This is a genomic window from Kineococcus aridisoli (assembly GCF_050871885.1).
Taxonomy (GTDB): Bacteria; Actinomycetota; Actinomycetes; order Actinomycetales; family Kineococcaceae; genus Kineococcus.
In genome coordinates, this window is record NZ_JBJLSF010000003.1 from 95,114 (window position 1) to 118,230 (window position 23,117).

The 23,117-nt window shown below is 76.6% G+C and carries 21 protein-coding genes and 1 pseudogene; 4 read left to right on the plus strand and 18 right to left on the minus strand.

Annotation, left to right across the window (positions count from 1 at the left end):
- Position 1 precedes the first annotated feature (1 nt).
- Positions 2-910 (minus strand): segregation and condensation protein A, encoded by a 909-nt coding sequence (locus ACRYM2_RS01895; protein WP_432519446.1) that lies wholly within the window; start codon positions 908-910, stop codon positions 2-4.
- A gap of 197 nt (positions 911-1,107) precedes the next feature.
- On the opposite strand from ACRYM2_RS01895, the gene ACRYM2_RS01900 reads away from it, so the two are divergent.
- Entirely contained in the window at positions 1,108-1,533 is a 426-nt protein-coding gene (locus tag ACRYM2_RS01900) for a hypothetical protein (RefSeq protein ID WP_432519448.1), read from the plus strand.
- Between the two features lie 211 nt (positions 1,534-1,744).
- Positions 1,745-3,406: a cellulase family glycosylhydrolase gene (locus ACRYM2_RS01905; RefSeq protein WP_432519449.1), complete on the plus strand. Its 1,662-nt coding sequence runs from the start codon at positions 1,745-1,747 to the stop codon at positions 3,404-3,406.
- A 75-nt stretch (positions 3,407-3,481) separates the two neighbouring features.
- On the opposite strand, the gene ACRYM2_RS01910 is transcribed toward ACRYM2_RS01905, so the two are convergent.
- From ACRYM2_RS01910 to ACRYM2_RS01980, 15 genes and pseudogenes are all read right to left on the minus strand, one after another.
- Positions 3,482-5,431 carry a LysM peptidoglycan-binding domain-containing protein gene (locus tag ACRYM2_RS01910; RefSeq protein ID WP_432519451.1) on the minus strand — a complete coding sequence of 650 codons (1,950 nt, stop codon included), beginning with the start codon at positions 5,429-5,431 and terminating at the stop codon, positions 3,482-3,484.
- Positions 5,432-5,443: 12 nt separating this feature from the next.
- Positions 5,444-6,637, minus strand: a complete 1,194-nt coding sequence (locus tag ACRYM2_RS01915) for a hypothetical protein (protein ID WP_432519452.1) — start codon at positions 6,635-6,637, stop codon at positions 5,444-5,446.
- On the minus strand, positions 6,637-7,323 hold the full coding sequence (locus tag ACRYM2_RS01920) for a hypothetical protein (protein WP_432519454.1): 687 nt from the start codon (positions 7,321-7,323) through the stop codon (positions 6,637-6,639). The genes ACRYM2_RS01915 and ACRYM2_RS01920 overlap by 1 nt, the downstream gene beginning before the upstream one ends.
- On the minus strand, positions 7,299-7,790 hold the full coding sequence (locus tag ACRYM2_RS01925) for a pilus assembly protein TadG-related protein (protein WP_432519455.1): 492 nt from the start codon (positions 7,788-7,790) through the stop codon (positions 7,299-7,301). The genes ACRYM2_RS01920 and ACRYM2_RS01925 overlap by 25 nt, the downstream gene beginning before the upstream one ends.
- Positions 7,787-8,200, minus strand: a complete 414-nt coding sequence (locus ACRYM2_RS01930; RefSeq protein WP_432519456.1) for a TadE/TadG family type IV pilus assembly protein — start codon at positions 8,198-8,200, stop codon at positions 7,787-7,789. Before ACRYM2_RS01930 ends, ACRYM2_RS01925 begins: the two co-directional genes overlap by 4 nt.
- A complete protein-coding gene (locus tag ACRYM2_RS01935; protein ID WP_432519458.1) occupies positions 8,197-8,598 on the minus strand; it encodes a TadE/TadG family type IV pilus assembly protein in 402 nt (133 codons plus the stop codon). The genes ACRYM2_RS01930 and ACRYM2_RS01935 overlap by 4 nt, the downstream gene beginning before the upstream one ends.
- An 11-nt stretch (positions 8,599-8,609) precedes the next feature.
- Entirely contained in the window at positions 8,610-8,882 is a 273-nt protein-coding gene (locus ACRYM2_RS01940; protein WP_432519459.1) for a hypothetical protein, read from the minus strand.
- 42 nt (positions 8,883-8,924) lie between these two features.
- Positions 8,925-9,182, minus strand: a pseudogene (locus tag ACRYM2_RS01945) (type II secretion system protein); the annotation flags it as partial.
- 808 nt (positions 9,183-9,990) lie between these two features.
- Positions 9,991-10,890 (minus strand): type II secretion system F family protein, encoded by a 900-nt coding sequence (locus ACRYM2_RS01950; RefSeq protein ID WP_432519460.1) that lies wholly within the window; start codon positions 10,888-10,890, stop codon positions 9,991-9,993.
- Positions 10,887-12,248 (minus strand): TadA family conjugal transfer-associated ATPase, encoded by a 1,362-nt coding sequence (locus tag ACRYM2_RS01955; protein ID WP_432519461.1) that lies wholly within the window; start codon positions 12,246-12,248, stop codon positions 10,887-10,889. The genes ACRYM2_RS01950 and ACRYM2_RS01955 overlap by 4 nt, the downstream gene beginning before the upstream one ends.
- On the minus strand, positions 12,245-13,054 hold the full coding sequence (locus ACRYM2_RS01960) for a hypothetical protein (protein WP_432519463.1): 810 nt from the start codon (positions 13,052-13,054) through the stop codon (positions 12,245-12,247). The genes ACRYM2_RS01955 and ACRYM2_RS01960 overlap by 4 nt, the downstream gene beginning before the upstream one ends.
- A gap of 3 nt (positions 13,055-13,057) precedes the next feature.
- The gene (locus tag ACRYM2_RS01965; protein WP_432519465.1) at positions 13,058-13,483 is read right to left on the minus strand and encodes a hypothetical protein; all 426 of its coding nucleotides are present in this window, start codon (positions 13,481-13,483) and stop codon (positions 13,058-13,060) included.
- A gap of 490 nt (positions 13,484-13,973) precedes the next feature.
- Positions 13,974-16,568, minus strand: coding sequence for an AMP-binding protein (locus tag ACRYM2_RS01970; RefSeq protein WP_432519466.1), 2,595 nt, complete (start codon positions 16,566-16,568; stop codon positions 13,974-13,976).
- A gap of 288 nt (positions 16,569-16,856) precedes the next feature.
- Positions 16,857-17,723 carry a ParA family protein gene (locus ACRYM2_RS01975; protein WP_432519475.1) on the minus strand — a complete coding sequence of 289 codons (867 nt, stop codon included), beginning with the start codon at positions 17,721-17,723 and terminating at the stop codon, positions 16,857-16,859.
- Positions 17,724-17,985: 262 nt separating this feature from the next.
- Positions 17,986-19,014 carry a tyrosine recombinase gene (locus ACRYM2_RS01980; RefSeq protein WP_432519467.1) on the minus strand — a complete coding sequence of 343 codons (1,029 nt, stop codon included), beginning with the start codon at positions 19,012-19,014 and terminating at the stop codon, positions 17,986-17,988.
- Between the two features lie 86 nt (positions 19,015-19,100).
- Between ACRYM2_RS01980 and ACRYM2_RS01985 the strand changes: the two genes are divergently transcribed.
- Together ACRYM2_RS01985 and ACRYM2_RS01990 are read left to right on the plus strand one after the other, a co-directional pair.
- Entirely contained in the window at positions 19,101-19,646 is a 546-nt protein-coding gene (locus ACRYM2_RS01985; protein WP_432519468.1) for a PAS domain-containing protein, read from the plus strand.
- Positions 19,643-20,560: a methyl-accepting chemotaxis protein gene (locus tag ACRYM2_RS01990; protein ID WP_432519470.1), complete on the plus strand. Its 918-nt coding sequence runs from the start codon at positions 19,643-19,645 to the stop codon at positions 20,558-20,560. The genes ACRYM2_RS01985 and ACRYM2_RS01990 overlap by 4 nt, the downstream gene beginning before the upstream one ends.
- A 14-nt stretch (positions 20,561-20,574) precedes the next feature.
- Here the strand turns inward: ACRYM2_RS01990 and ACRYM2_RS01995 are convergent, their stop codons facing one another.
- Entirely contained in the window at positions 20,575-21,249 is a 675-nt protein-coding gene (locus ACRYM2_RS01995; protein ID WP_432519472.1) for an NUDIX domain-containing protein, read from the minus strand.
- Positions 21,246-22,991, minus strand: coding sequence for a CTP synthase (gene pyrG / locus ACRYM2_RS02000; protein WP_432519473.1), 1,746 nt, complete (start codon positions 22,989-22,991; stop codon positions 21,246-21,248). Before pyrG ends, ACRYM2_RS01995 begins: the two co-directional genes overlap by 4 nt.
- Between the last annotated feature and the right edge of the window lie 126 nt (positions 22,992-23,117).

Consider the following 23,117-nt stretch of genomic DNA (forward strand, 5'->3'; position numbering starts at 1 on the left):
ATCAGCCCTCTCCCGCGCCCGGCGCGGCGCCCTCGAACTCGTCCAGCCCCGCGGGCACCGCGGTGCCCGCGGCCCCCCGGTCCGCCTCCACGGCCTCGTCCCAGCGCACCGTCAGCACGCCCAGCGCCTCCGGCTGCTCCAGGCGCACCCGCTGCTCGCGGAACAGCTCCAGCACCGCCAGGAAGCGCGCGACGACCACCAGCGTCCCGTGCTCGCCCTCGCCGGCGTCGGCGACCAGCTCCGCGAACGTCGCGCTCCCCTTGCGGCGCAGCCGGTCCACCACCAGCACCGCCTGCTCGCGCACGCTCACCGAGCTGGCGTGCAGGTGGCCGAGGTCGACGACGGGCACCGGCCGCGGCGTCAGCGCCCGCGCCGCCAGGGCCGCCAGCTGCTCCGGGCTGACCGTCAGGACCAGCTCGGGCAGCAGCTTCTCGAAGCGCGGTTCCACCGCGACGGCGCGCGGCACCCGCCGCGAGCTCTCGGCGAAGCTCTCCGCCAGCACCGTGGCCACCTGCTTGTAGGCGCGGTACTGCAGCAGCCGCGCGAAGAGCAGGTCGCGCGCCTCCAGCAGCGCCAGGTCCTCCGGGTCCTCGACCTCGGCCGCCGGCAGCAGGCGCGCCGCCTTCAGGTCCAGCAGGGTGGCCGCCACGAGCAGGAACTCGCTGGCCTCGTCGAGGTCCCAGTCGGCGCCGCCCTCGGCGGCCGCGGACTGCGCCGAGCGGATGTGCGCGATGAACTCGTCGGTGACGGCGGCCAGCGCCACCTCGGTGACGTCGAGCTGGTGCTTGGTGATCAGCCCCAGCAGCAGGTCGAAGGGACCGGTGAAGTTGGGCAGGACGACCGTGAAGGCCCGCCGGCCCGGCTCCGCCCCGCCCTCGGCGGGGGCACTGGTGTCGGCGGCAGCGGTCACGGCCACCACGGTAGCGACCGGACGGACGGGGGCGCCTGCTGCCGACCCTCGTCACCCCCACCCGGTGCGCAGCACGGACGTCGCGGTGCAGGTCGACGACGACGCCCGTCGTCGTGCGCGCCGGCGCTGCCGCAGGTGCTGGAGCTGGCGCAGCTCCCGGGTCCGCCGGAGCGGGCGCGGGCCCCGAGCGCGGTCGGGTGCGCCCGCTGCCCCCGGGCCTGGCCGACCTGCCGCGCGAGCAGGGCGACCGCGTCTCCCGGCCCACCGAGCGGCTGGGCGCGGAGGTCCACCGGCGCCGGCGGCCGCGGGCCGAGCAGGGCTCCGCCTCCGTCGCCGGGCAGCGCCTCCGTCGCCGGGCAGCGCCTCGCCGTCGCCGCGGGGGCGTGGAGGAGCTGCCGTCGATGCACCGGGGACCGGTCCCCGCCCTCGCGCGCCGGCGCACCGGGCTGCTGCTGACCCGGCGCGGCGCGGACGCCGGCGGCCTGTTCGGCCGGCGCCTCCCGCGCCGCGTCCTGGGCGGCCCGGCCGGGCGCGGGCTGCTCGTGCGCGCGGGCGCCGGGGTGGGCGCCGGGGTGGGCGCCGGGGTGGGCGCCGGGGTGGGCACGCAGGTCCTGCTCCCCTGAACGGGTGCGGGTCCTCGGCACGCGCACGGGCGATCTGGAGCCGTCGTGACGGGTTTCACACGGTGCGGAGATCACCGGCGGAGATCATCGCCGGAACGCCGTGGAACGTTACGAAGTTCTAGAGGAGAACCGCTAAAGGCGTGACGGGCCTGGGCCGATCGAGTGAGGGAACCACTCCCCCCGATGGTCTCGACAACTTGGAGCACCCCCCGTGCAGAACCAGAAGCCGCGTCGCCGCTGGCCCTTCGCCCTCGGTGGCGCCACCTTCACCGCCGTCGCCCTCGCCGTCACCCCCGCGGGCGCAGCGGTCAGCGGCCTCATCGGCCCCACCCAGGGCGTGATCCTGGAGGCGCCGAACGGCACCCGCCACACCCTGTCCGTGGACGACGCCGGCAAGATCCTCACCACCCCGCAGAAGAGCACGACCCCCACCACGCCGCCGACGACGACGAAGCCGACCGCCGCTCCGACGACCGCCCCCGCGAAGCCTGCGGCCACCACCACGGTCCAGGCCGAGACCGGCTCGGCGTTCACCTACGCCGGGAACTGGGAATCCGGTGCGAGCGACGAGTTCACCCACCAGTCCGGCGCGACCGCGGTCCTGAAGTTCACCGGAACCCGCGTCGTGCTGCACGGCACCGTCGACGCGCACCACGCGAACGCCACCGTGACCGTGGACGGGAAGGTCCTGGGCCGCACCACCTCCCAGGGCAGCCCCCGCGCCGAGGGTGCGGTCGTCTTCACCGCGGGCGGCCTCGCCGACGGGAACCACACCCTGGTGCTGACCGCGGGCGGGACCTTCTCCCTCGACAAGGCCGTCATCACCGGCACCGTCGTCCCGGGCACCGGGCCGACCAGTTCCGCGCCGAAGCCGTCGACCTCCACGACGAGCTCCGCACCGAAGCCGTCCACCTCCACGACGACCAGCCCGGCGACCCCCGCCAAGAAGGGTTTCGTCACCCGCAGCGGCAGCCGCCTGATGCTCGACGGCCAGCCCTACAAGTACGTGGGCTACAACGCCATCAACCTGTTCGGCTGCACCAACGGGACGCGTCAGCTCACCGACCCCGAGGGCTACTACAAGAACGTCGCGGCCGGCATGACCGACCGCCTCTGGGTCATGCCCGGTGAGGACATGGCCGCCGTCGACCGCGCCGTCGCCGCCGCGAAGGCCAACGACGCCAAGCTCATCATCACCCTGTTCGACGCGCTCGGCTGCAAGGGCCCCAAGTGGGACGCCACCAAGGCGAACTGGGGCACCTACAAGTCCCACGTCGACAAGGTGGTGAACCGCTACAAGGACTCGCCCACCATCATGGCGTGGGAGATCGCCAACGAGCCGCCGAACGACCGCGCCGGTTTCGACCTCATCGGCGGCCACATCAAGTCGCTCGACAAGAACCACCTCGTCGCCAGCGGCACCTCCTCCACGTGGTCGGACTCCGGCATCGCCGGGTTCCGCAGCGCGGCCCTGTCCCCGCACGTCGACATCCTCTCGATGCACGAGTACGACACCATGGTCCCCGGCGCGTCCCCGCACACCGACCGCCACGTCAAGGCGATCCGCGGCACCGACGGCGGCCAGGCCATCAACAAGCCGATCATCATCGGCGAGTTCGGCATCGACGCCAGCCCGACCGGCGGCGGCCGCGGCCAGACCGCGAACAACGGCTGCGTGAGCTTCGCCCAGCGCGCCACCCTGATCCGCCAGAAGACCGACGGCTACCTCTCGATCCCCGAGGTCGCCGGCGTCAACTACTGGAGCGTCGGCCGCGCCGACATCGGCGGCTGCGACTCGTACATGAGCCTGAACGACAAGCAGGGCCTCGACGCCATGAAGGCCGCTTCGGCCAAGTGGAGCGACAACCGCTGACACCTCCGCCCGACCACGTGAGCCGCTCCACCCCGCGAGGGGTGGGGCGGCTCGCGCCGTTCCGCCGGAGGACCGTCAGGACCCGCTGCGGCGGACGATCTCGGCGTACCCGTCGTCGTCCAGGGCGAACGCTCGCCCGGCCACTCCGAGGACCCCCAGGTCCACGCCCCCGCCGGCGTCGCAGCGGAAGCGCCAGCGGGCGTTCGGCACGTCACCGACCACGATCACCGCGAACGGGGTGCGGCCGGCGGCGACGAGGGCGTCCAGGCGCGCGGCGTCGGCGGCCGACGGCGGCCCGGACAGCACGACGACGTGCGGGCGCGGGCGCACCGCCTCCCGGGAGCGCCGGCCGGTCAGGACGCCGTCGATCCCCAGCGCGCGCGCCGTGCGCTCGTGCTCGGCCGCGGTGGACTCCAGCTCGTGCAGCAGGTCCGCCGGCGAGGGGACGTCGGTGACGAACTGCGGTGCCAGCGCCGCGTGCGGGGCGGCGAACCCGACGAGGTGGACGTGCACGCCGTCCGACCACGGGTTCAGCGCCAGTTCCGCGGCCGCCGACAGCGCCAGCGCGCGGGCGGTGCCGTCGTCACCGCCGAGGGCGAGCAGACCCGGTGCGGCCTCCAGGTCCACGAGCAGGTCGCCGTCGCCGACGCGCGCCAGGTCGACCAGCGCCGGGTAGGGCGCCGCCGTCCGGGCCGGGACGGGCGAGGCCAGGGCCGCCGCCTCCAGCGCCGCGCGCTCCAGGGTCCAGGTCCGCCCCTCGCCGCGGAAGGGTTCCGGCACCCGCAGGGTGGGCAGCTCGCCGAAGTGCAGCACGAGGTCGTCCACCTCCAGGCGGACCGCCAGCAGGTCCGGCAGCACCGCGCCCGCGTCGTCGGCGGCGGCGGCCAGCCGGCGCAGCGCCGCGTCGAGGAAGCGGGCGCGGTCGGGGTCGTCCAGACCGCGCACGAGCGGCGCCCGGGGTGCCTGCGCCTGCGAGCGCCGGGCCGCGGCCAGCAGGCCGACCGCCACCAGCCCGCCGCTGAGCACCGAGCGCTCCGGGGTGCCGGCGCCCTCCCCGGCCGGGTCCTGCACCGGGGCGGGGACCGGGGCGGGGACCGGGGCGGGGACCGGGGCGGGGACCGGCAGTGCCGTGCTGCCGCCCACCGCGTCGGCCGGCAGCAGCAGCGTCCACCCGGGCCGGATGAGGTCGGCGTCCACGAGGCGGGAGCCGTCGGGCTGCACCCGGTCGGCGTTCAACGCGAAGATCTCCCGGTAGCGCAGCGGGTCGCCGAGGGTCCGCTCGGCGATGTCCCACAGGCAGTCGTGGTGGCGCCCGTGCGGCGGCTGGACGAGATGGACCACGGGTTCGGACCCGGCCTCCGCCGCGGCCCCCGCCGTGGGGACGCCGTGCCAGCCCGCGTCGGGGACGCCGTGCCAGCCCGCGTCGGGGACGCCGTGCCAGCCCGCGTCGGGGACGCCGTGCCAGCCCGCGTCGGGGACGGCGGCCGCCGCGGTCGCGCCGCTGCGCGCCGCACCCGCCTCGCCCACCGTGCCCGCGCCGTCCGCAGCGGCCGGTGCGCCGACCGTGGCGCTGACGGGCGCGGCGTCGAGGACGGGCACCGCACGGGGCACCCAGACGGCGCCGGCCGCCAGCAGCAGCACGGCGGCGACCAGGCGCTGGGCGAGCAGCTGGTTGGCGCCGCCGAGCGGCACCGCGCGCGGGGAGGCGCCGCGCACGTGGTCGCGGAGCTCGACGCCCACGCAGACGGCGAAGTGCGCCCACACCAGCCACAGGACGACCGCGAGGACGTCGAGGACGGCGGACGCGCTGAGCTCGGCGTCCAGCCAGCTGCGCGAGGGGGGCGTCGACGGCAGCGGGTCGCCGACGAGCTCGACGAGGGCGAGCGGGACGCCGCCGAGGACGGCGAGCAGGACCAGCGCGGCCAGCGCGCCGCGCAGGAGCTCACCGGCGCGCGCCCGGCGGGTCAGCTCGGCGCGCGGCAGCCGCGGGGCGGGTCGCGGTCGGGTGGGTGCTGCTGTGCTCACGGGTGTTCGGCCTCACGGTGCGGGGGTGGCGGGGCGGAGCGGGACGACGAGGGTCTGCACCTCGGTGACGCGCAGCCCGGTCGTGACGGGCAGGGTGACGACGCGCTCGGCGGTCCAGGTGAGCCCGGCGTCCACGCTCACCTCGATGCGCCAGCGCTCGGTGGCCGTCACCTCGAAGGTGTCCGGGGCGTCGTAGCTGTGCCCGCCCGAGGTGCGGCGGTAGGTGGAGGAGCAGATGTCCGGGCCGGTGCGGCGCGTGGCGCCCGCCTCGAGCCGGATCCCTCCCCCGGTGCACGTCACCGGCGGGCTGCCGCCCTCCCCGGTGTCCACCGTCAGCGACTCCAGCACCGCGCGCATCCTCGTGGCGCCGACGCCGATGGTGCGCGCCTGCGCGTCGCCGACGCTGAAGGCGATGGTCTGCCCGATGCGCGGCGAGGTCGACGGCGAGGTGACGAGGGCCCCGCGGTCGATCGAGGCACGCTGCTCGACGCGGTCGGCGTACGCGCGCTGCCCCGGGGTGAGCTCCCACCAGAACCGCAGCCGGTCCGGGTCGTCCGGGGAGAGCACGACGGTCGCGGTGGTGAACCCGGTGCCCCAGCCGGGCAGCAGGGAACCGGGCAGCGGCGGCGGGTCGAGGCAGACCTTCGTGAACTCCTGCGCCGGCGCGGTCGTGGGTGTGGGCACCGGCGGAGGCACCGGAGCCGGCACCGGCGCGGGGGTGGGTGCGGGAACCCCCGTGGGGGTGCCGGTCGGGACGGGGGTCGGGCCCGCCGTGGGGTCCGCCGTGGGGTTCGCGGTGGGGTTCGCGGTGGGGTTCGCGGTGGGAGCGGGCAGGGGCGTCGCCGGGCCGTCGGCGAACGGCACGGCCCAGGTCTTCGGCGTCAGGTCGGTGGACCCCGCGGGCAGCAGCCAGCACGTCGGCGGCGCGCTGCCCTGCAGCAGGTCGGCGTAGCTGCGGGCCCCGCCACCGCCGGAGCAGAGCACCCGGTAGTCCCCGGCGACCGACGACCAGGTGCGGCAGGTGCCCGCGACCCGGTAGCCGTCGGAGGCGGCCAGCGGCCGCGCACCACCGGCCTCGGCGGCCCGGGCGGGCGCGGCCGCGGGACCGCTCGCGACGAGCAGGGCGGCGGTGAGCAGGGCGGCGGTGAGCAGGGCGGCGGGGCGCGCGGGAACCGCCGCGGTGGGCAGGAGCCGCGAGGCGCGCATCAGAACCTCTCCACGACGACGTCGGCGGCCGAGCACTCGCCGCCGTCGGTGACGAGGTCGTCGACGAGCCAGCGCTCGCCCTGGCGCACCACGACCGCGCGGGCGGTGGCGAAGCGGGCGGCGTTCACCGGCTGCCCGCTGGCGCGGTCGACCTGCCAGCCGCGGTCCTGCAGGCACACCTGCAGCGCGACGCGGTCCTCGCCCTCGCGGGTGCTGGTGCGCACCCCGAGCGGGTAGGGACCGGGCATCCGGTCGCCGAGGTTGGCCGCCAGCAGCGGCAGCGCCCACTGCTGGGCGGCCTGGGTGAGGGTGGCGGTGAAGGCGGGCAGCTGCGCGGGGTCGGCGACGCCGGCGTTGACGGCCAGCGCCTGCTCGCGCAGGTAGGCGCGCACGGCGACGGCGGCCGGGTCGCCGTCGTGGACGCCGGTGGACGCGCCGGTGGACGCGCCGGTGGACGCGCCGGTGGACGCGCCGGTGGACGCCGTCGGCGCGGCGACATCGGCGGCACCCGCCGCGGGGACCGGGGCCGCCGGCGGTGCCACGTCGGAGGCGCCGCCGGAGCAGGCGGCGCAGCCGAGGACGGCGGCCAGCACCGCGGCTGCCGCCGCGGAACCCCCCACCGCGGAACCCCCCACCGCGGAACCCCTCACCGCTGAATTTCTCAGCACGAACGCCTCTCCCTGCACGTCACGTCCTCCTCGCTGGTCCCCTCGAAGGGGCGGGCCCGGCCGTCGCCGGCGGCCCGCAGTCGCTGCACGCCGACGATCCCGAGCAGCGTCGTGCGCAGCTCGACCTCGACGTGCGTCTCGACGACGATCCGCCGCCCCAGCGGATCGCCGTCCTCGGTGGTCCCCCGGAAGCAGTGCCGCGGGTCCACGATGGGCGCGCCGGCGGCGGCCGCCGCCTCGCAGTAGGCGTCGACCCGCTCGCGCACCTGCTCCACCGGCAGCAGCCGCAGGTCCTCCGCGTCCAGGTCGATGGCGGCGGCTCCCGCGCGGGCGGCCTCCTCGGCGTAGGCGACGGCACGCGCGCGCGCCGTCAGCTGCCGGGAGGCGTCCACGACCAGCCCGGCGAGCATCAGCAGCACCAGCGCCAGGACGGGCACGGCGGGGGCGATCGACCCCTCCTCGCGTCCTGCCCACCGGCGCGTCACCGCAGTTCCCGGTTGGGGTCCAGCGGGCTGGAGAACGCGCTGCGCACGGTCAGCGAACCCGGCGCACCCGGCAGGCCGAGGTCGGCGACGGAGGAGCTGCACGAGGCCGTCACGGTCACCGGCCGCCCGGCGCGGAACTCTGGGATCCGCTCCACGACCAGCGAGTCGGCGCAGTCGCCGGGCCCGACGGCCGCCTGCAGCACCTGCAGGGCGAGGTGCTGCGCGTCCTCGACCGAACGGGCGGTCGTCGCGCTGCGGGCCGCGTCCCGCACCCCGGCGTCGAGGGTGGCGTTCAGCTGCCCCACCCGGGCGCAGGCCAGCAGCAGCGCGATGAGCAGCAGCAGGGCGGGGGCGACGAGCGTGAACTCCAGCGCCACGCTGCCGCGCTCGCGCTCGGTGGCGGGGTTCACCGGACGCTCCGGAAGCGCTCGGCGGTCCCACCGGCCCGCTGGGTGGTGCGCAGGTCCAGACCGGGCACGAGGCTGATGACGCGACCGGACACCTCCACGGTGACACGGTTGCGCTCGGGGTCCCAGCTCGTGCTCGCCCGCGGTTCCAGCAGCGACTCCCGGCCGATGGTGGTGGCGAACTCCTCCACGTGCCGGCGCACGGCCGGGTCGGCCGCGGCGGCCTGCTGCTCGTCGGTGACGACGCGCAGCTGCGCGACGCCCTCGCGGGCCGCGGCCAGGGCGACCGAGCGCCCGTAGGCCCACAACCCGGCCTGGATGCCGAGGAACACCAGCAGCAGGAACACCGGGGCCAGGAACGCCATCTCCAGCGCCGCAGAACCCCGGTCGCCGCCCACCACCCGCCCGCCGGTCAGCTCCCGGAGGTCTTCCCGCCCGCGCAGGCGTCGCCGACGGCGACCGTCGCGCAGGTCTCCAGCGCCGCGCTCTTGGTCTGCACGATCTTGTAGATCGCGCCGCCGATCACCGAGGCCGCGACCACGACGACCGCCGCGATGATCGCCCACTCCAGCGCCGAGGCGCCGGCGTCGCGACCGCTCGCGGCGGCCCTGCGGGCCCGTGCCGGCAGCGTGCGGGCCAGGCGGGTGAGGAACGTCCCGGAGATCGGGGAGGTGGTGCTGGACAAGGTCGGTCCCTTCGGTGGTGGCGGTCGTGGCGGTCGTGGCGGTCACGACTGGCTCATGAGGTTGGAGACGGCGGGGAAGGCGAGGAACACCATGAACGCGGTGCACAGCAGCAGCTGGGCGACGAGCATGGACTGCGACTTCTCCCCCGCCTCGCCCTCGACGTCGGCCATGTCGCGCCGGCGCATCGTGGCGGCGCGGGCGGCGAGCGAGGCGCGGATCTTGGCGCCGTCGTCGGCGGCCAGCGCGAGGGCACCGGCGAGGTCGGACAGCTCCGGCACGGCGAGCTCGGCGCCGAGCTCGGCCCCGCCCGCCACCGCGACCTCCCCCGCCCTCCCCCCGCCCCCCGCCGCCCCCCCCCCCCCCCCCCCCCCCCGCCCCCCCCCCCCCCCCCCCCCCCCCCCCCCCCCCCCCCCCCCCCCCCCCGCGCCTCCCAGGGGCTGGTGCCCAGCAGGCGGGCGTTGGCCAGCGCCTGGCGGATGCGCACCAGCGCCCAGTAGTCGCTGACCGAGGCCGAGCTCAGCAGCGCCTCCGGCAGGCCGCGCCCGCCGGCCAGGTTCATGGCGACGAGGTCGGAGAACACCCCGACGACGCGGCGGAAGTCGCGGCGGCGGCGTTCGGCGTCCGCGCGCAGCGCCAGGTCCGGCACGAGGAGACCCGCCGCGCCGAGCACCAGGGCCAGCGTCAGCGGCACCCCGCCGGGCAGCGGGACCCCGAACAGCCGCAGCACCGCCCAGCACACCGGTGCCAGCAGCAGCAGGAGCAGCCCGGCGACGACCTTGGTGGCGAGGAACTCCCCCGTGCGGCGGCCGAGGACGGCCAGGTCGGCGCGCGTGCGCCGCAGCCGCCAGCCGCGTTCGCCGCTGAGCACCTCCAGCCGGTCGGCGAGCGCCGCGACGAGGCGCCCGAGGGTGGAGGCGGTGCCGAGCAGGCCACGGCCGGGCGCCGCGGAGGCCGCGGCCTCGGCGGCCGACAGCACCGTGCGCGCCGCCGAGCGGCGCGCGTCGTGGCGGGCGACCTGCACGGCCACCGACGGCTGCGGGCGCACCAGCGCGGCGACCAGGAGCACGACGCCGAGGGCGCAGACCGCACCGCTGAGCAGGGCTAGGTTCACCGGGCCACCGCCTGCGGCCGCCGGGGGGCGCTGCGCTGCGCGGCGGCGAGGAAGCGCTCGTGGGTCTCCACCCGCGCCAGCCGGCGCAACCAGGTGAGGCCGAGCAGGAACAACCCCGCGACGACGAGCAGCGCCAGCTGCCCCGGCACCGAGGAGTACGGGGCCACGTAGTCGCGGTTGAAGACCGCCAGCAGGCCCATGACGCCGAGGACGAGGAGCAGGACGATGCGCACGCTGCGGCGGATGCTGCGCCGGCCGGCCTCGATGCGCCGGCGCACGTCCAGCTCCTCGCGCGTGGAGGCCGCCAGGGCCGTCAGCACGTCGCGCAGGCCGGGCCCGCGCAGACGGGCGTTGAGGACGAGCGCGGCCACCACGACGTCGGCGCTGGGGTCGTCGACGTCGTCGGCGAAGCGCAGCAGCGCCTCGGGCAGCGGTTCGCGGATCCGCAGCCGGTCCACCAGCAGGTTCAGCGAGGGCCGCAGGACCGCCGCCGAGGTGCCGGCGGTGGCCGGGACGGCCTGCTCCAGGCCGATGGCGCCGGCGATGGTGTCGCGCAGCGACTCCGTCCAGGTGGCCAGGGCCTCCAGGCGGGCGATGCCGCGGCCCTCGTCGGCGCTGCCGCCGACGAGGCGGTCCCAGCCGGCGACCAGCAGGCCGATGCCGGCGGCGGCGACCAGCCAGCGGGTGAGCAGCAGCACGAGCAGGCCGGCGACGACGCCGAGCAGCGCCTGCCGGCTGGACCGGGCCGCGGTGCGCCGCCGCCACGGCGGCCGCCCGCCCGCGACCGCGGGACGCCCGAGCAGGCCGAGCACGGCCAGCAGCACGCCCAGCCCGGCGGCCGCACCGGTCGCGGCGACCACGACCTCCGGCGCCAGACCGGGCAGCGGGGCGTTCACGCCCCCCACCGCGTCAGCACGGGGGCGACCCAGCCGGCGGCCTCGAGGTCGGCGGCGCACTGCAGCGGGGCGTGGGCGCGCGCGACGCCGTCGGCGCCGGCGGTGAACACCTCGGAGCTGAGGACGCGGCCGTCGACGCCGGTGACCTCGCGGACGCTGGCCACCACCCGGCGCAGCCCGCCGCCGAGGTGGTAGGTGTTCTGCTTGTCGAGGAAGACCACGAAGTCCACCGCCCCGGCGATGAGCATGTGGCTGGCCTCCACGGGCAGGTGCTCCTCGGCCTGCAGGGCGTAGGTGGCGATGCGGTTGAACACCTCCGCGGAGGAGTTCGCGTGGATCGTCGACAGGGAGCCGTCGTTGCCCTGGCTCATGGCGTTGAGCATCGTGACGATCTCGTCGCCGAGGACCTCGCCGACGATGACGCGGCTGGGGTTCATGCGCAGCGAGCGGCGCACCAGCTCCGCCATCGTGACCCCGCCGACCCCTTCGGAGTTCGGCAGCCGCTCCTCGAAGGCGACGGCGTTGGGGTGCGCCCGCACCTGCTGGTCCAGACCCAGTTCGAGGGCGCGCTCGACGGTGATGAGGCGCTCGTGCGGCGGGATCTCCGCGGCCAGCGCGCGCAGCAGCGTGGTCTTCCCGGAGTTCGTCGACCCGGCGATCATGATGTTCTTGCGGGCGCGGACGGCCGCGCGCAGGAACTGCGCGAGGTCCTCGCTCATCGAGCCGCCGGCCACGAGGTCGGCCAGCGATGCGCTGGAGAGCCGGGCGCGGCGGATGCTCAGCGCGGGGCGCTGGCAGACGCCCATGACCGCCGACAGGCGCGAGCCGTCGGGCAGGCGCAGGTCCAGCTGGGGGTTCGCGGCGTCGAAGGGGCGGCTGGTGAGCCCGACGTTGGAGGCCAGGACCTGCACGAGCTCGACGAGGTCCTCGTCGGAGTCGGCGACCGGCGCCGACAGCTCCTCGCGGCCGTCGGCGTAGCTGACGAAGACGCGGTCGCAGCCGTTGATGTCGACGTTCTCCACGTCGGGGTCCTCCAGCAGCGGCTGCAGCCGGCCCACGCCGAACAGCGCGGCGCCGATGGCCGCGGCGACGGCCTCCTCGGCGGCCGGGGCCAGCGGCGGGCGGCCCGCCTCCATCTCGGCGCGGGCGTGGTCCTCCAGGACCTGCACGACCAGCGAGTGGGCGAACTGCCGCTCGTCGGCGGCGGACATCGGCGCCCGGCCGGCGGCGTCGTCGCGGCGGCGCTGGGCGGAGAGCCGGTCGGCGACCTGCACGCGCAGCCGGCGCACGAGCTCGTGGTCGACCTGCCGCGCCTGGCGACGCCCGTCGTGCAGCCCGGGGGTGAGGACGGCGCTCACGCGGCCTCCTCCGCGGTGCCCGCGCGCCGGGAGCGCGGTCCGGCGCCGGCGGCGGCGGCGAGCGCGCCCACCAGGGTGCGCCCGGCGCGCACCAGGGCGGTGCGCTCGGGCCGGGCGGTGCGGGCCCCGTCGAAGACGGCGGCGCCCGCGGGGTCCAGCGGCAGCCGGCCGAAGTCGTCGACACGGTCGCCGGCGGAGCGCAGCAGCCGGCCCACCTCCTCGTCGCCGCGGTGCGGTGGACCGACGCGGACGACGCCGAGGCGCGGCAGCAGCCCGTCGGCGCGGCGCAGCGAGGTGGTCAGGGCGCGCAGCCGCTCGCGGGCGTGCAGGACGCCGCTGACGTCGGCGCGGACGACGAGCACCACCACGGCCGACTCGCGCAGCAGCGGGAGGACGAGCGGGTCGGCGCCGAGCCGGCCGGCGTCGACGACCACGTCGACGGCCTCGCGCCGGCGGCCGAGCTCGGCGGCCGCGGCGGCCAGCGCCGGCCAGGCCGGGCCCGCCGCGACGGCCTGCTCGGGCGTGCCGAGCCCGCACACGGCCTGCGCACCGCCGGCCAGCTGCTGCGCCTGCGCGAGGACCTGCTCGGCGCCCAGGCCGCGGCGGGCGGCCGTCAGCAGCGGCAGCAACCCGCGGTCGGCGTCCAGGACGCCGCCGTCGGCGGCCGGGACGCGGGCGGCCACGTCACCGCCGGCGGGGTCGGCGTCCAGCAGCAGCGCCGGGCGCGGCCACAGCGCCGTCGTCAGCAGCGCGGTCGTCGTCACGCCGGGGGAACCCTTGGCGGAGCAGAGGGAGACGATCGCCACGGCCTACTCCCGCACCAGGTCGACGGGCGGGGTGGTGGCGTCGGCCAGGCGCACCAGGGCGACCTGCCCGGCGGCGGCGGCCGCCACGACCTCCGCCGCACCGGACGCGGGCACGAGCAGCGAGACGCCGCCGCCGTCGGCGCTGCCGCCGGCGGCGACGACGCGGGCGGCCTCCAGCAGGACGGTGCCGGCGGGCTGGCCGCTGACGGTGCTCGAGCCGTCACCGGCGACCAGGTAGGCGCGCACGACGTCCCCGGCGCCGAGCGCGTCGCTGGGCCGCTGCTCGGGGCCGAGCACCACGCCGACGACCGCCGCGTCGGCGGGCACGGTGCCCCCGGCCAGGAACATCGTCCGGTTGACGAGGGTGTCGGCGGGGATGCGGGCGGTCGCGTAGGTGCCCACGAAGTTGCGCAGGGCAGAGGCCGGCACCACGGCCGCACCGTCGGCGGCGACCCGTGCGACGCCGAGGTCGTCGGCGCCGACCTGCTCGCCGGGGCGATCTCGTGGCGGGCGACGAGGACGTCGACGCGGTCGCCGCTGCGGTGCACCACGAGAGCGCTGCCGAGCGCACCGGCCACGACGAGGACGAGGCCGGAGGCGACGAGGGCGGGTCGCCGCTCGCGCACCGGTCCGGGCAGGCGGGCCGGTGCGGCCCCGGGGTCCGGTGTCGGCCGGGACGGCTCGCGCAGCGTCGAGCGCGCAGCTGCGGTGGGTGGCATGCCGACGACCGTGGCACGCACCCCGCGGCGCGGAGGTGACCGTGGGCCACGCCTTGCGCCGTTCGGGGCCGCTGCGTCACCCGCTTCGCGCAGGCTCCGAGGACGCTGCGTCGTCGCTTCGGGTGAAGCGCCCCGACGGTGGCTGGATCCGGTGGAGGGGCCGGCGCGGGCGGTGGGGCCGGGCCGGCCCCACCGCGGCGTCAGCGGTCGGCGAGGTCCGCCGTGCGGCTGCGCCCCTGCTCCGGCACGGCCGGGCCGCCCTCGAGCGCCGTGAGGTCCAGCTCGCGCTGCAGCGCGGCGGAGACCAGCTGCGCCACGCGCTCCACGCGCGGGTCGCGCAGGATCGACATGTGCTCCCCCGGGACCTCGACGACGACGGCGTCGGGTCCCAGGTGGGTGGCCCACTGCCGGCGCGCACCCGCGTCGACGTCGTCGGCGGCCACGACGACGAGCGTGCGGCCGCGGTAGACCTCGGTGGTGTAGCGCCGCTGCAGGAAGTTGCCCTGCCGGAAGAAGCGGATGTAGTGCCCCAGGCCGGAGTGGGCCTTGATGCCGGTCAGCGCCAGCGAGGCGCCCTCCTTCACCTTGGCGAGCAGACCGGCGTGCTCGAGCGCCGGCATGAGCGAGGGGTCGGGCGGGAAGGAGTCCAGCACCGCCAGCAGCTCGACGTCCTCGCCCGCGCGCCGCAGCTGGTGGGCCATCTCCAGGGCGACGAGGCCGCCCATGGAGTGCCCGGCGAGGCGGTAGGGGCCCTGCGGCTGCTGCTCGCGCACCGTCGCCACGTGCCGGCGGGCGATGCGCTCGACGGACCAGTCCGGCAGCGCGCGGTTCTCCAGGCCGTTGGCCTGCAGGCCCAGGACCGGCACCCCGGGGGTGATGCGCTGGGCCAGGGTGCGCAGCGCGAGCGCGGCGCTGCCGGCCCCGGCCACCACGAACAGCGGGCGCTCGGAGCCCTCGGCGCGCAGCGGCACCAGGGTCGGGCGGGAGCTGCGCACGGTGGAGCGGGCGGCGGCCGCGAAGGCGGCGACCGTCGGCGCCGCGGCCAGGGTGGCGGTGCCGATGGGGGCCAGCGCGGCGTCGCCGAGCGCCTCCATCCGGCTCACGAGCGCCTCCGCGGCCAGCGAGTCGCCACCGAGCTCGAAGAAGTCGTCGTGCACGGAGAGGTCCTCCAGCTCCAGCACGGCGCAGAACTGCTCGTGGACGATCTCCTCCCAGCTCGAGCGCGGCACCTCGTAGGGCGCGCTGCTGCGCGGGGGCTCGGGCAGCCGCGAGCGGTCGAGCTTGCCGCGCTCGGTGCGCGGCAGCGCGTCCAGGAACACCACGTGCTCGGGGACCATGTGCGAGGGCAGGTTCTCGCGCACGACGGCGCGCACGGCGGAGGCCTGCGGGCGCGGGCCCTCCGGGACGACGTAGGCGACCAGCGACATCCGGCCCGTGCGCGGGGACGGGCGCCCCACGACGAGCGCCTCGCGCACGTCGGGCTGCGCGAACAGCAGCGCGTCGACCTCACCGGGTTCCACGAGCAGCCCGCGGATCTTCACGCTGTGGTCGCTGCGGCCCAGCAGGCGCAGGCAGCCGTCGGCGCCCAGCGTGCCGACGTCGCTGGTGCGGAAGGTGCGCGAGCCGTCGGGGTTGTCGGTGAACACCTCGGCGGTCTTGTCGGGGGCGCCGAAGTAGCGCCCGCCCAGCCAGCGGGAGGTGAGCACGACCCGGCCGGTGCCCTCGTCGGCGAGGGTGCCGTCGGCCAGCTCCACCTGCAGCCTGGCGCCGGGCACCGCCCACCCGACGGGGGTGGCGCCCTCGGGGGCCTCGTCGTCGCCGCTGATGGCGTACTCGGCCATCAGCCACGTCTCGGTCGAGCCGTAGCGGTTGCGCACGACGCACTCCGGGCCGACGGCGCGGCGGATCGCGGCGAGCTCGGCGCCGTGGACGGTCTCGCCCGCCATCGTCACCGTCCTCAGGCCCTCCAGGCGGCCCCGCGGGCCCAGGGAGGCGACGACGCCGCGCAGGATGGCCGGGGAGGCCAGCAGCACGTCCGCGCCCACCTCGCGCACGAAGTCCGGCAGCTGGGCCACCGAGCGGCGGCGCGGGTCGAACAGCTCCAGGCGCGCCCCGGCCAGCAGCCCGCCGAGCGTCGGCGTGACGCCGGCGCTGAAGGCCATCGGCAGCAGGTGCACCACGACGCTGCCGGCGGGGTAGGCACCGGTGCCCTCGGAGTTGACCCACGTGTCGTGCAGGATCGAGCGGTGGTCGCAGGCGACGCCCTTGGGCGCGCCCGTCGAGCCGGAGGTGTAGACGATCACCGCGGTGTCGTCGGGGCCGGCGGGCGAGCCGAGCAGGCTCGTCGCCGCCTGGAGGTGGTCCGGCCAGCGGCCGGGGTCGGCGTCCGGGTCGACGACGGTGGCGGCGACCTCGGCGGCCGTGCCGGCGCGCGCGGCGTCGGAGACGACGAGGTCCGCACCGGCCGCCTCGACGTAGTGGCGCAGCCGGGCGGCCGGCGTCGTCGGGTCGAGGATGACCACGGGGTGGCCGGAGGCGATGACGCCGACGATCGCGGCCACCGCCCCGACGTCGTGGCCGCGCAGGACCGCCACGGGCGTGCCCGGCGCCTGCCCGGCCTCCAGGACCGCCGCGCGCACCAGCGCCGCCCGGCGCAGCAGGTCGGCGCCGGTCAGGCGGTCGGTGCCGTCGGCGACGACCACGTGCTGCGCGAGCGCCAGCGCGACCTCGACGATGCGCGGGACGAGCTGCCCCTGCGCGTGCTCCTCGGAGAACCTCGTGAACCCCTCGTCCACGGCGTCCGCCCCAGCGTGTCCCCCCACGGGTGCGCCCCCTCCCCCGACCGGAGCACGGAACTCCGGTCACGTGTGGCCCGAACCATAGCCCGTTGGAGCTCGCTCGGACGGCGCATCCGGGACGGGGAACGGCGATGACCGCCGCTCGGGCGCCGAGGATCGACGCAGAGCGCCGGAGGGTTCACGCGCAGCGACCGAACCTCCCGTCCGGCGGCGGTTCACGGCCCGCGATCCCTTACGCCGCGGCAGGTCGCGCCGGGCGCCGGCGAGCACCGGCACCCGCGCGGTTCAGGCCGCGTCGCCCCGCGCGACGAGTTCGCGGGCCAGCTGCCGGTAGGCCTCGGCACCCGGGTGGGTGGCCGCGTAGGTGGTGATCGGCTCGGCGGCCACGGTGGCGTCCGGGAACTTCACGGTGCGGCCGATGACGGTGTGGAACACGTCGTCGCCGAAGGCGTCCACGACGCGGTTGACGACCTCGCGGCTGTGCAGGGTGCGGCCGTCGAACATCGTCGCGAGGATGCCGTCGACCTCCAGCGCGGGGTTCAGCCGCTCCTGGACCTTCTCGATCGTCTCCACCAGCAGTGCCACGCCGCGCAGGGCGAAGAACTCGCACTCCAGCGGGATGAGCACGCCGTGCGCGGCGGTCAGCGCGTTCACCGTCAGCAGCCCCAGCGAGGGCTGGCAGTCGATGAGCACGACGTCGTAGTCCGCCAGCGCCGGGCGCAGCGCGCGCGCCAGCACGCTCTCGCGGGCCACCTCCCCCACCAGCTGCACCTCGGCGGCCGACAGGTCGATGTTGGCCGGCAGCAGGTCCAGCCCGTCGATGCCGGTCTCGCGGATGACCTCGCGCACGTCGGTGCCGCGCTCCATGAGCAGCTGGTACACGGTCTTGTCGAGCTCGTGGGGGTTCACGCCCAGGCCCGCCGACAGCGCCCCCTGCGGGTCGAAGTCGACCAGCAGCACCCGCCGGCCGTACTCCGCGAGCGCGGCCCCCAGGTTGATCGTCGTCGTCGTCTTGCCGACGCCGCCCTTCTGGTTGCACATCGCGATGACCCGCGCGGGACCGTGGGAGGTCAGCGGCGGCGGCACGGGGAAGACCGGCACCGGGCGGCCGGTGGGACCGTCCTGCGGCCCCAGCTCGATCTGGCCCTGCACCCCGCGGGGACCCGCGGCGGCCTGCTCGGCGGCCTGCCCCGCGGCCTGCTGCGCCGGTGGCTCGTCGGGTCGCTCGTCGGGTCGCTCGGCGGTCCCGGGCACGGCGTCCACCGGTGCCGCGGGCACCTCAGCGGGCTGCTCCACCGGTCGCGGCACCGCTCCACCGGCACTCGACGGCGTCCAGGGCGCGGGCGGGGGGAACTCGCTGGTCACGGAGGTGCACGTCCTCGGGCTCGTCGGGTCGGGCGCTGACGGGGTGACCTTAGTCGCCCGCCGCGCCGAGCGACGCGCTCGGGTCGTGCGGGCGCGGGCGCCCGCCGGCACGCACCTCGCGCAGCGGTTCGGCGCCCAGGAGCGTGTAGACCTGCGTGGTGGTGACCGAGGCGTGCCCGAGCAGCTCCTGCACGGCGCGCACGTCGGCGCCGCCGCGCAGCCGGTGGGCCGCGAAGGAGTGGCGCAGCGTGTGCGGGGAGACCGCGCGGGCGATGCCCGCGCGGCGCGCCGCGGACTGCAGCACGGCCCACGCGCTCTGGCGCGACAGCCTGCCGCCGCGGCTGTTGAGGAAGAGCGCGGGCGTCGCGCGGCCGGCCGCCGCCAGCTGCGGGCGCGCCCGCAGCAGGTACTGCTGGAGGGCGTCGAGGGTGCGGGCGTCGACCGGCACGACGCGCTCCTTGGTGCCCCCGCCGTGCAGGCGCACCACCCCGCTGCGGCCGAGCACCCGCGACGAGACGTCGTCGAGGTCCAGCCCGACGGCCTCGCTGATGCGCGCGCCGCAGCCGTAGAGCAGCTCCAGCAGCGCCCGGTCGCGCAGCGGCACCGGCGACCGCGCCCCCTCCCCGCCCGGGCCCGCCACCTCCAGCAGCCGGGTGACCTCCTCCACCGTCAGCGCCGCGGGCAGCCGGCGCGGCGGCGCGGGCGGGCGCACCAGCACCGCCGGGTCGGCGGCGCTGCGCCCCTGCGCGTGCAGGAAGCGGTGCCAGCCCCGCACGGCCGAGGCGGCGCGGGCGGCCGAGCTGGCGGTGAGGGCGGCCCCGCCGTCGGAGCCGGAGCGCAGCGCCGCCACGAAGGCGCTGACCGCGGCCTCGTCGACCTCCCCGGCCTCGCGCACCCCGCGGGAGGCGAGGAAGCGCACGTAGCGGCTCAGGTCGCGCCGGTAGGCGCCCAGGGTGTTCGGCGACAGCCCGCGCTCCACCTGCAGGTGGCCCAGGTAGTCGACGACGGCCGACCGCAGCGCGCCGTCGTCGGCCGGCACGGGCGGGCCACCCTCGGCGGCGACGGGTTCGGCGGACACCCGACCGACCCTAGGGGACGACCTCGGCGGGCCGCGTGCACCGACGCGCGTTCAAGGTCGTCACCCGTTCGGCCGACACGGCGTGCATGCGAGCGCCCAGGACCACCCCGACCGGCGTCGAGCGCCGGTTCGGCGACGACGAGATCATCGTGACCAAGACCGACCCCAGGGGCGTCGTCACCTACGCCAACGACGTCTTCCTGCGGGTCTCGGCGATGCGCGAGGCCGACGTGCTGGGGCAGCCGCACAACCTCATCCGTCACCCCGCCATGCCGCGCGGGGTCTTCGACCTGCTGTGGGAGACGCTGCGGGAGGGCCGGGAGATGTTCGCCCTGGTGCTCAACCTGGCCGCCGACGGCGCGCACTACTGGGTCCTGGCGCACGTCACCCCCAGCACCGGCGCCTCCGGGCAGCTCACCGGCTACCACTCCAGCCGCCGCGTGCCACCGCCCGCGGCCGTCGCCGCCGCCACGGCGCTCTACGCCGAGATGCTGCGCGAGGAGTCCCGCCACGCCCGCCCGGCGGACGCCGTGCGGGCCTCCCGCGCGCTGCTGGAGCAGCGCCTGGCCGCGACCGGGCGCACCTACGAGGAGTTCGTCTGGTCGCTGCTGCCGGCCGGGGCGGCGGCGTGAGGCGGCGCCGGCAGCCGGCGGCCGCCGCGAGCGGGCACGAGGACGCCCTGCGCACCCTGGCCGACGTCGCCACCCGCGCCGCGGCCGGGGACCTGGAGGCCCGCGTGCCCCACCTGGGCGACGACGAGCTGCTGGTCGCCCTGCGGACGGCCTTCAACCACCAGCTGGACATGACCGACGCGTTCGTGCGCGACGCCGCCGCCACGCTCACCGCGGCCAGCCAGGGACGCTTCCACCGCCGCTTCCTGCTGGGCGGCACGCGCGGCGCGTTCCGGCGCTCGGCGACGGTCATCGACGCGGCCCGCCGGGCCAGCGCCGCCACGGCCGCCGAGCTGGAGCAGGCCGCCGCGGCCCGCCGCTCCATCGCCGACGAGCTGGAGTCCACGGTGCTCACCGCCTCGGCGCAGGTCAGCGCCGCGGCCTCGGGAGCGGGCCAGAACGCCGCCGAGCTGGCCCGCACCGCCCGCGACGCCGTCGAGGAGGCCCAGCGCGCCGTCGAGGCGGTCGCCTCCCTGCGCGCGGCCTCCGCGCGCATCGAGGAGGCGGTGCAGCTCATCGAGAAGGTGGCCGCCCAGACGCGGCTGCTGTCGCTGAACGCCACCATCGAGGCCGACCGCGCCGGCGAGGCCGGCGCCGGCTTCGGCGTCGTGGCGGAGGAGGTCAAGCGGCTGGCCGACCAGGCGGCCCGCTCCAACGCCGTCATCGCCGGTCAGGTCGCCGACTCCCAGCGGGCCACGGCCGAGGCGGTGGCCGTCATCGAGGGCGTCGCCGCGCGCATCGAGGGCATGGACGCGCAGGTCGGCGCGATCACCGACGCCGTCAGCGGCGGTGCCGGCACCACGGGCCTGTCCGAGGTCGCCAGCCTGCTGCAGCAGCAGGTCAGCGGCCTGGTCACCACGGTCCGCGGCGCCTGACACCGCCGCCCGGGTCAGCCCTGCGGGCGGATGAGCCCGCTCGGCCACGGGGTGTCGGCCGGGCGCAGGCTGCTCCAGCCGCCCGCCTTGGCCGCCTGCAGCGCGAGGACGCCGATGACGCTGCCGGGGTTGGCCAGCCGTCCCGCCAGGACGGCCTGCACCGCCTGCTCCAGCGGCACGCGCACCGGCACGAGGTCCTTCTCCTCGTCCTCGCGCGCGTGGCGCTGATCGGCCGGCACCGCGGACAGCCCGCGCGCCAGGTAGATCCGGTTGCCCTCGCTGGAGCCGCCCGGGGAGTTGAACCAGTCCACGACGACCGCCCAGTCGCCGGCGACCAGGTCCGCCTCCTCGGCGAGCTCGCGCTGGGCGGCCTGCAGGGGCGGTTCACCGTCCACGTCGAGCAGGCCCGCGGGCAGCTCCCACAGCTCCCGGCGCACCGGGTGGCGGTACTGCCGCACGAACAGCACGTTCTCGTCGTCGTCGAGGGCCAGGATCGTCACCGCCCCCGGGTGGCGCTGCACGTCGCGCACCACGGTGCCGCCGTCGGGCAGCTGCACCTGCTCGCGCACGACGTCCCACACGTGGCCGGTGAAGACGACCTCGGTGGAGACCAGGGACCGCTGCACGGGCGTGTCGGCGAGCTCCTCGCCCGAGACGACCGGGACGTCCAGCTCGGCGGGGAAGCTCACGCCGTGACCTCCGACAGCTCGGCGTCCGCGGCGTCGACGGCGGTGACGGCCTCGACGTCGGCGGCGGGCTCGGGCTCCACGTCGAGCAGCTGCTCCTCGCGCTGGCGGCGCAGCGCGGCGGCGACCAGACCGGAGAACAGCGGGTGCGAGCGGGTCGGGCGGGACTTGAACTCCGGGTGCGCCTGGGTGCCCACGTAGTACGGGTGGACGTCCTCGGGCAGTTCCACGAACTCCACGAGCTCGCGGTCGGGGGAGGTCCCGGAGAAGACCAGACCGGCGTCCGACAGCTGGCCCCGGTAGGCGTTGTTCACCTCGTAGCGGTGCCGGTGGCGCTCGGAGATCCGCTCGCTGCCGTAGGTGGAGGCGACGACGGAACCCTGCTGCAGCAGCGCCTCGTAGGAACCCAGCCGCATGGTGCCGCCGAGGTCACCCGCACCGGAGACGATGTCCTTCTGCTCCTCCATCGTCGCGATGACCGGGTGCTCGGCCGCCGGCTCGAACTCGGTGGAACTCGCCCCCGCCAGGCCGACGACGTTGCGCGCGTACTCGATGACCATGCACTGCAGGCCCAGGCACAGCCCCAGGGTGGGGACGCCGTTCTCGCGGGCCCACTTCAGCGCACCCAGCTTGCCCTCGATGCCGCGCACCCCGAAACCGCCGGGGACGCAGATCGCGTCCACGCCGTGCAGGTGCTTGCGGGCGCCCTCGGGCGTCTGGCACTCGTCGGAGGGCACCCAGCGGATGTCGACCTTGGCGTCCTCGGCGAAACCACCGGCCCGCAGCGCCTCGGTGACCGACAGGTAGGCGTCGGGCAGGTCGATGTACTTGCCGACCAGGGCGATCTCGACCCGGCGGCGCGGGTTGTGCACCCGGCGCAGCAGGTCGTCCCAGGTCGACCAGTCCACGTCGCGGAAGCTGAGGTTCAGCTTGCGCACGAGGTAGGCGTCCAGGCCCTCGCGGTGCAGGACCTTGGGGATGTCGTAGATGGACGGGGCGTCGACGCAGGCGACCACGGCCTCGTCGTCGACGTCGCACATCGAGGCGATCTTGCGCTTGACGCTGTCCGGGATCTCCCGGTCGGCGCGGCAGACGACCGCGTCGGGCTGGATGCCGATGCTGCGCAGCGCCGCCACCGAGTGCTGGGTCGGCTTGGTCTTCAGCTCACCGCTGGGACCGATGTAGGGCACCAGGGAGACGTGCACGAAGAACACGTTGTCGCGGCCGATCCGCTGGCGCACCTGGCGGGCGGCTTCCAGGAACGGCAGGGACTCGATGTCGCCGACGGTGCCGCCGACCTCGGTGATGATGACGTCGATGTCCTCGCGGGCCTGCGCGCGCATGCGCTCGACGATCTCGTTGGTGATGTGCGGGATCACCTGGACGGTGTCGCCGAGGTACTCCCCGCGGCGCTCCTTGGCGATGACCGCGGAGTAGACCTGCCCCGTCGTCACGTTCGCCGAGGCGTCGAAGCGGACGTCGAGGAAGCGCTCGTAGTGGCCGATGTCCAGGTCGGTCTCGGCGCCGTCGTCGGTGACGAACACCTCGCCGTGCTGGAACGGGTTCATCGTGCCCGGGTCCACGTTGATGTACGGGTCGAGCTTCTGCATCGCGACCCGCAGACCGCGGGCTCGGAGGAGACGACCGAGGCTGGACGCCGTCAACCCCTTGCCGAGGGAGCTGGCCACCCCCCCGGTGACGAAGACGTGCTGGGTGGTGGGTTCAGGTGCGCTGCGGTTCGCCACGGAGTTCGATCGTACCCGACGCCGGGCTCGTGCGCGGTCAGCGCCGCCTCGCGCGGGCGTGCGCGGACACCACCTGCTCCAGGGCCTCGTCGGCGCCGGGCAGGGCGGCGGCGCGCCGGCGCGCCG

Coding starts and splice junctions, on each gene's coding strand:
- ACRYM2_RS01915 (WP_432519452.1), bottom strand. CDS start 6,637: ATGCGCGCCTCGCGGCTCCTGCCCACCGCGGCGGTTCCCGCGCGCCCC.
- ACRYM2_RS01985 (WP_432519468.1), top strand. CDS start 19,101: ATGCGAGCGCCCAGGACCACCCCGACCGGCGTCGAGCGCCGGTTCGGC.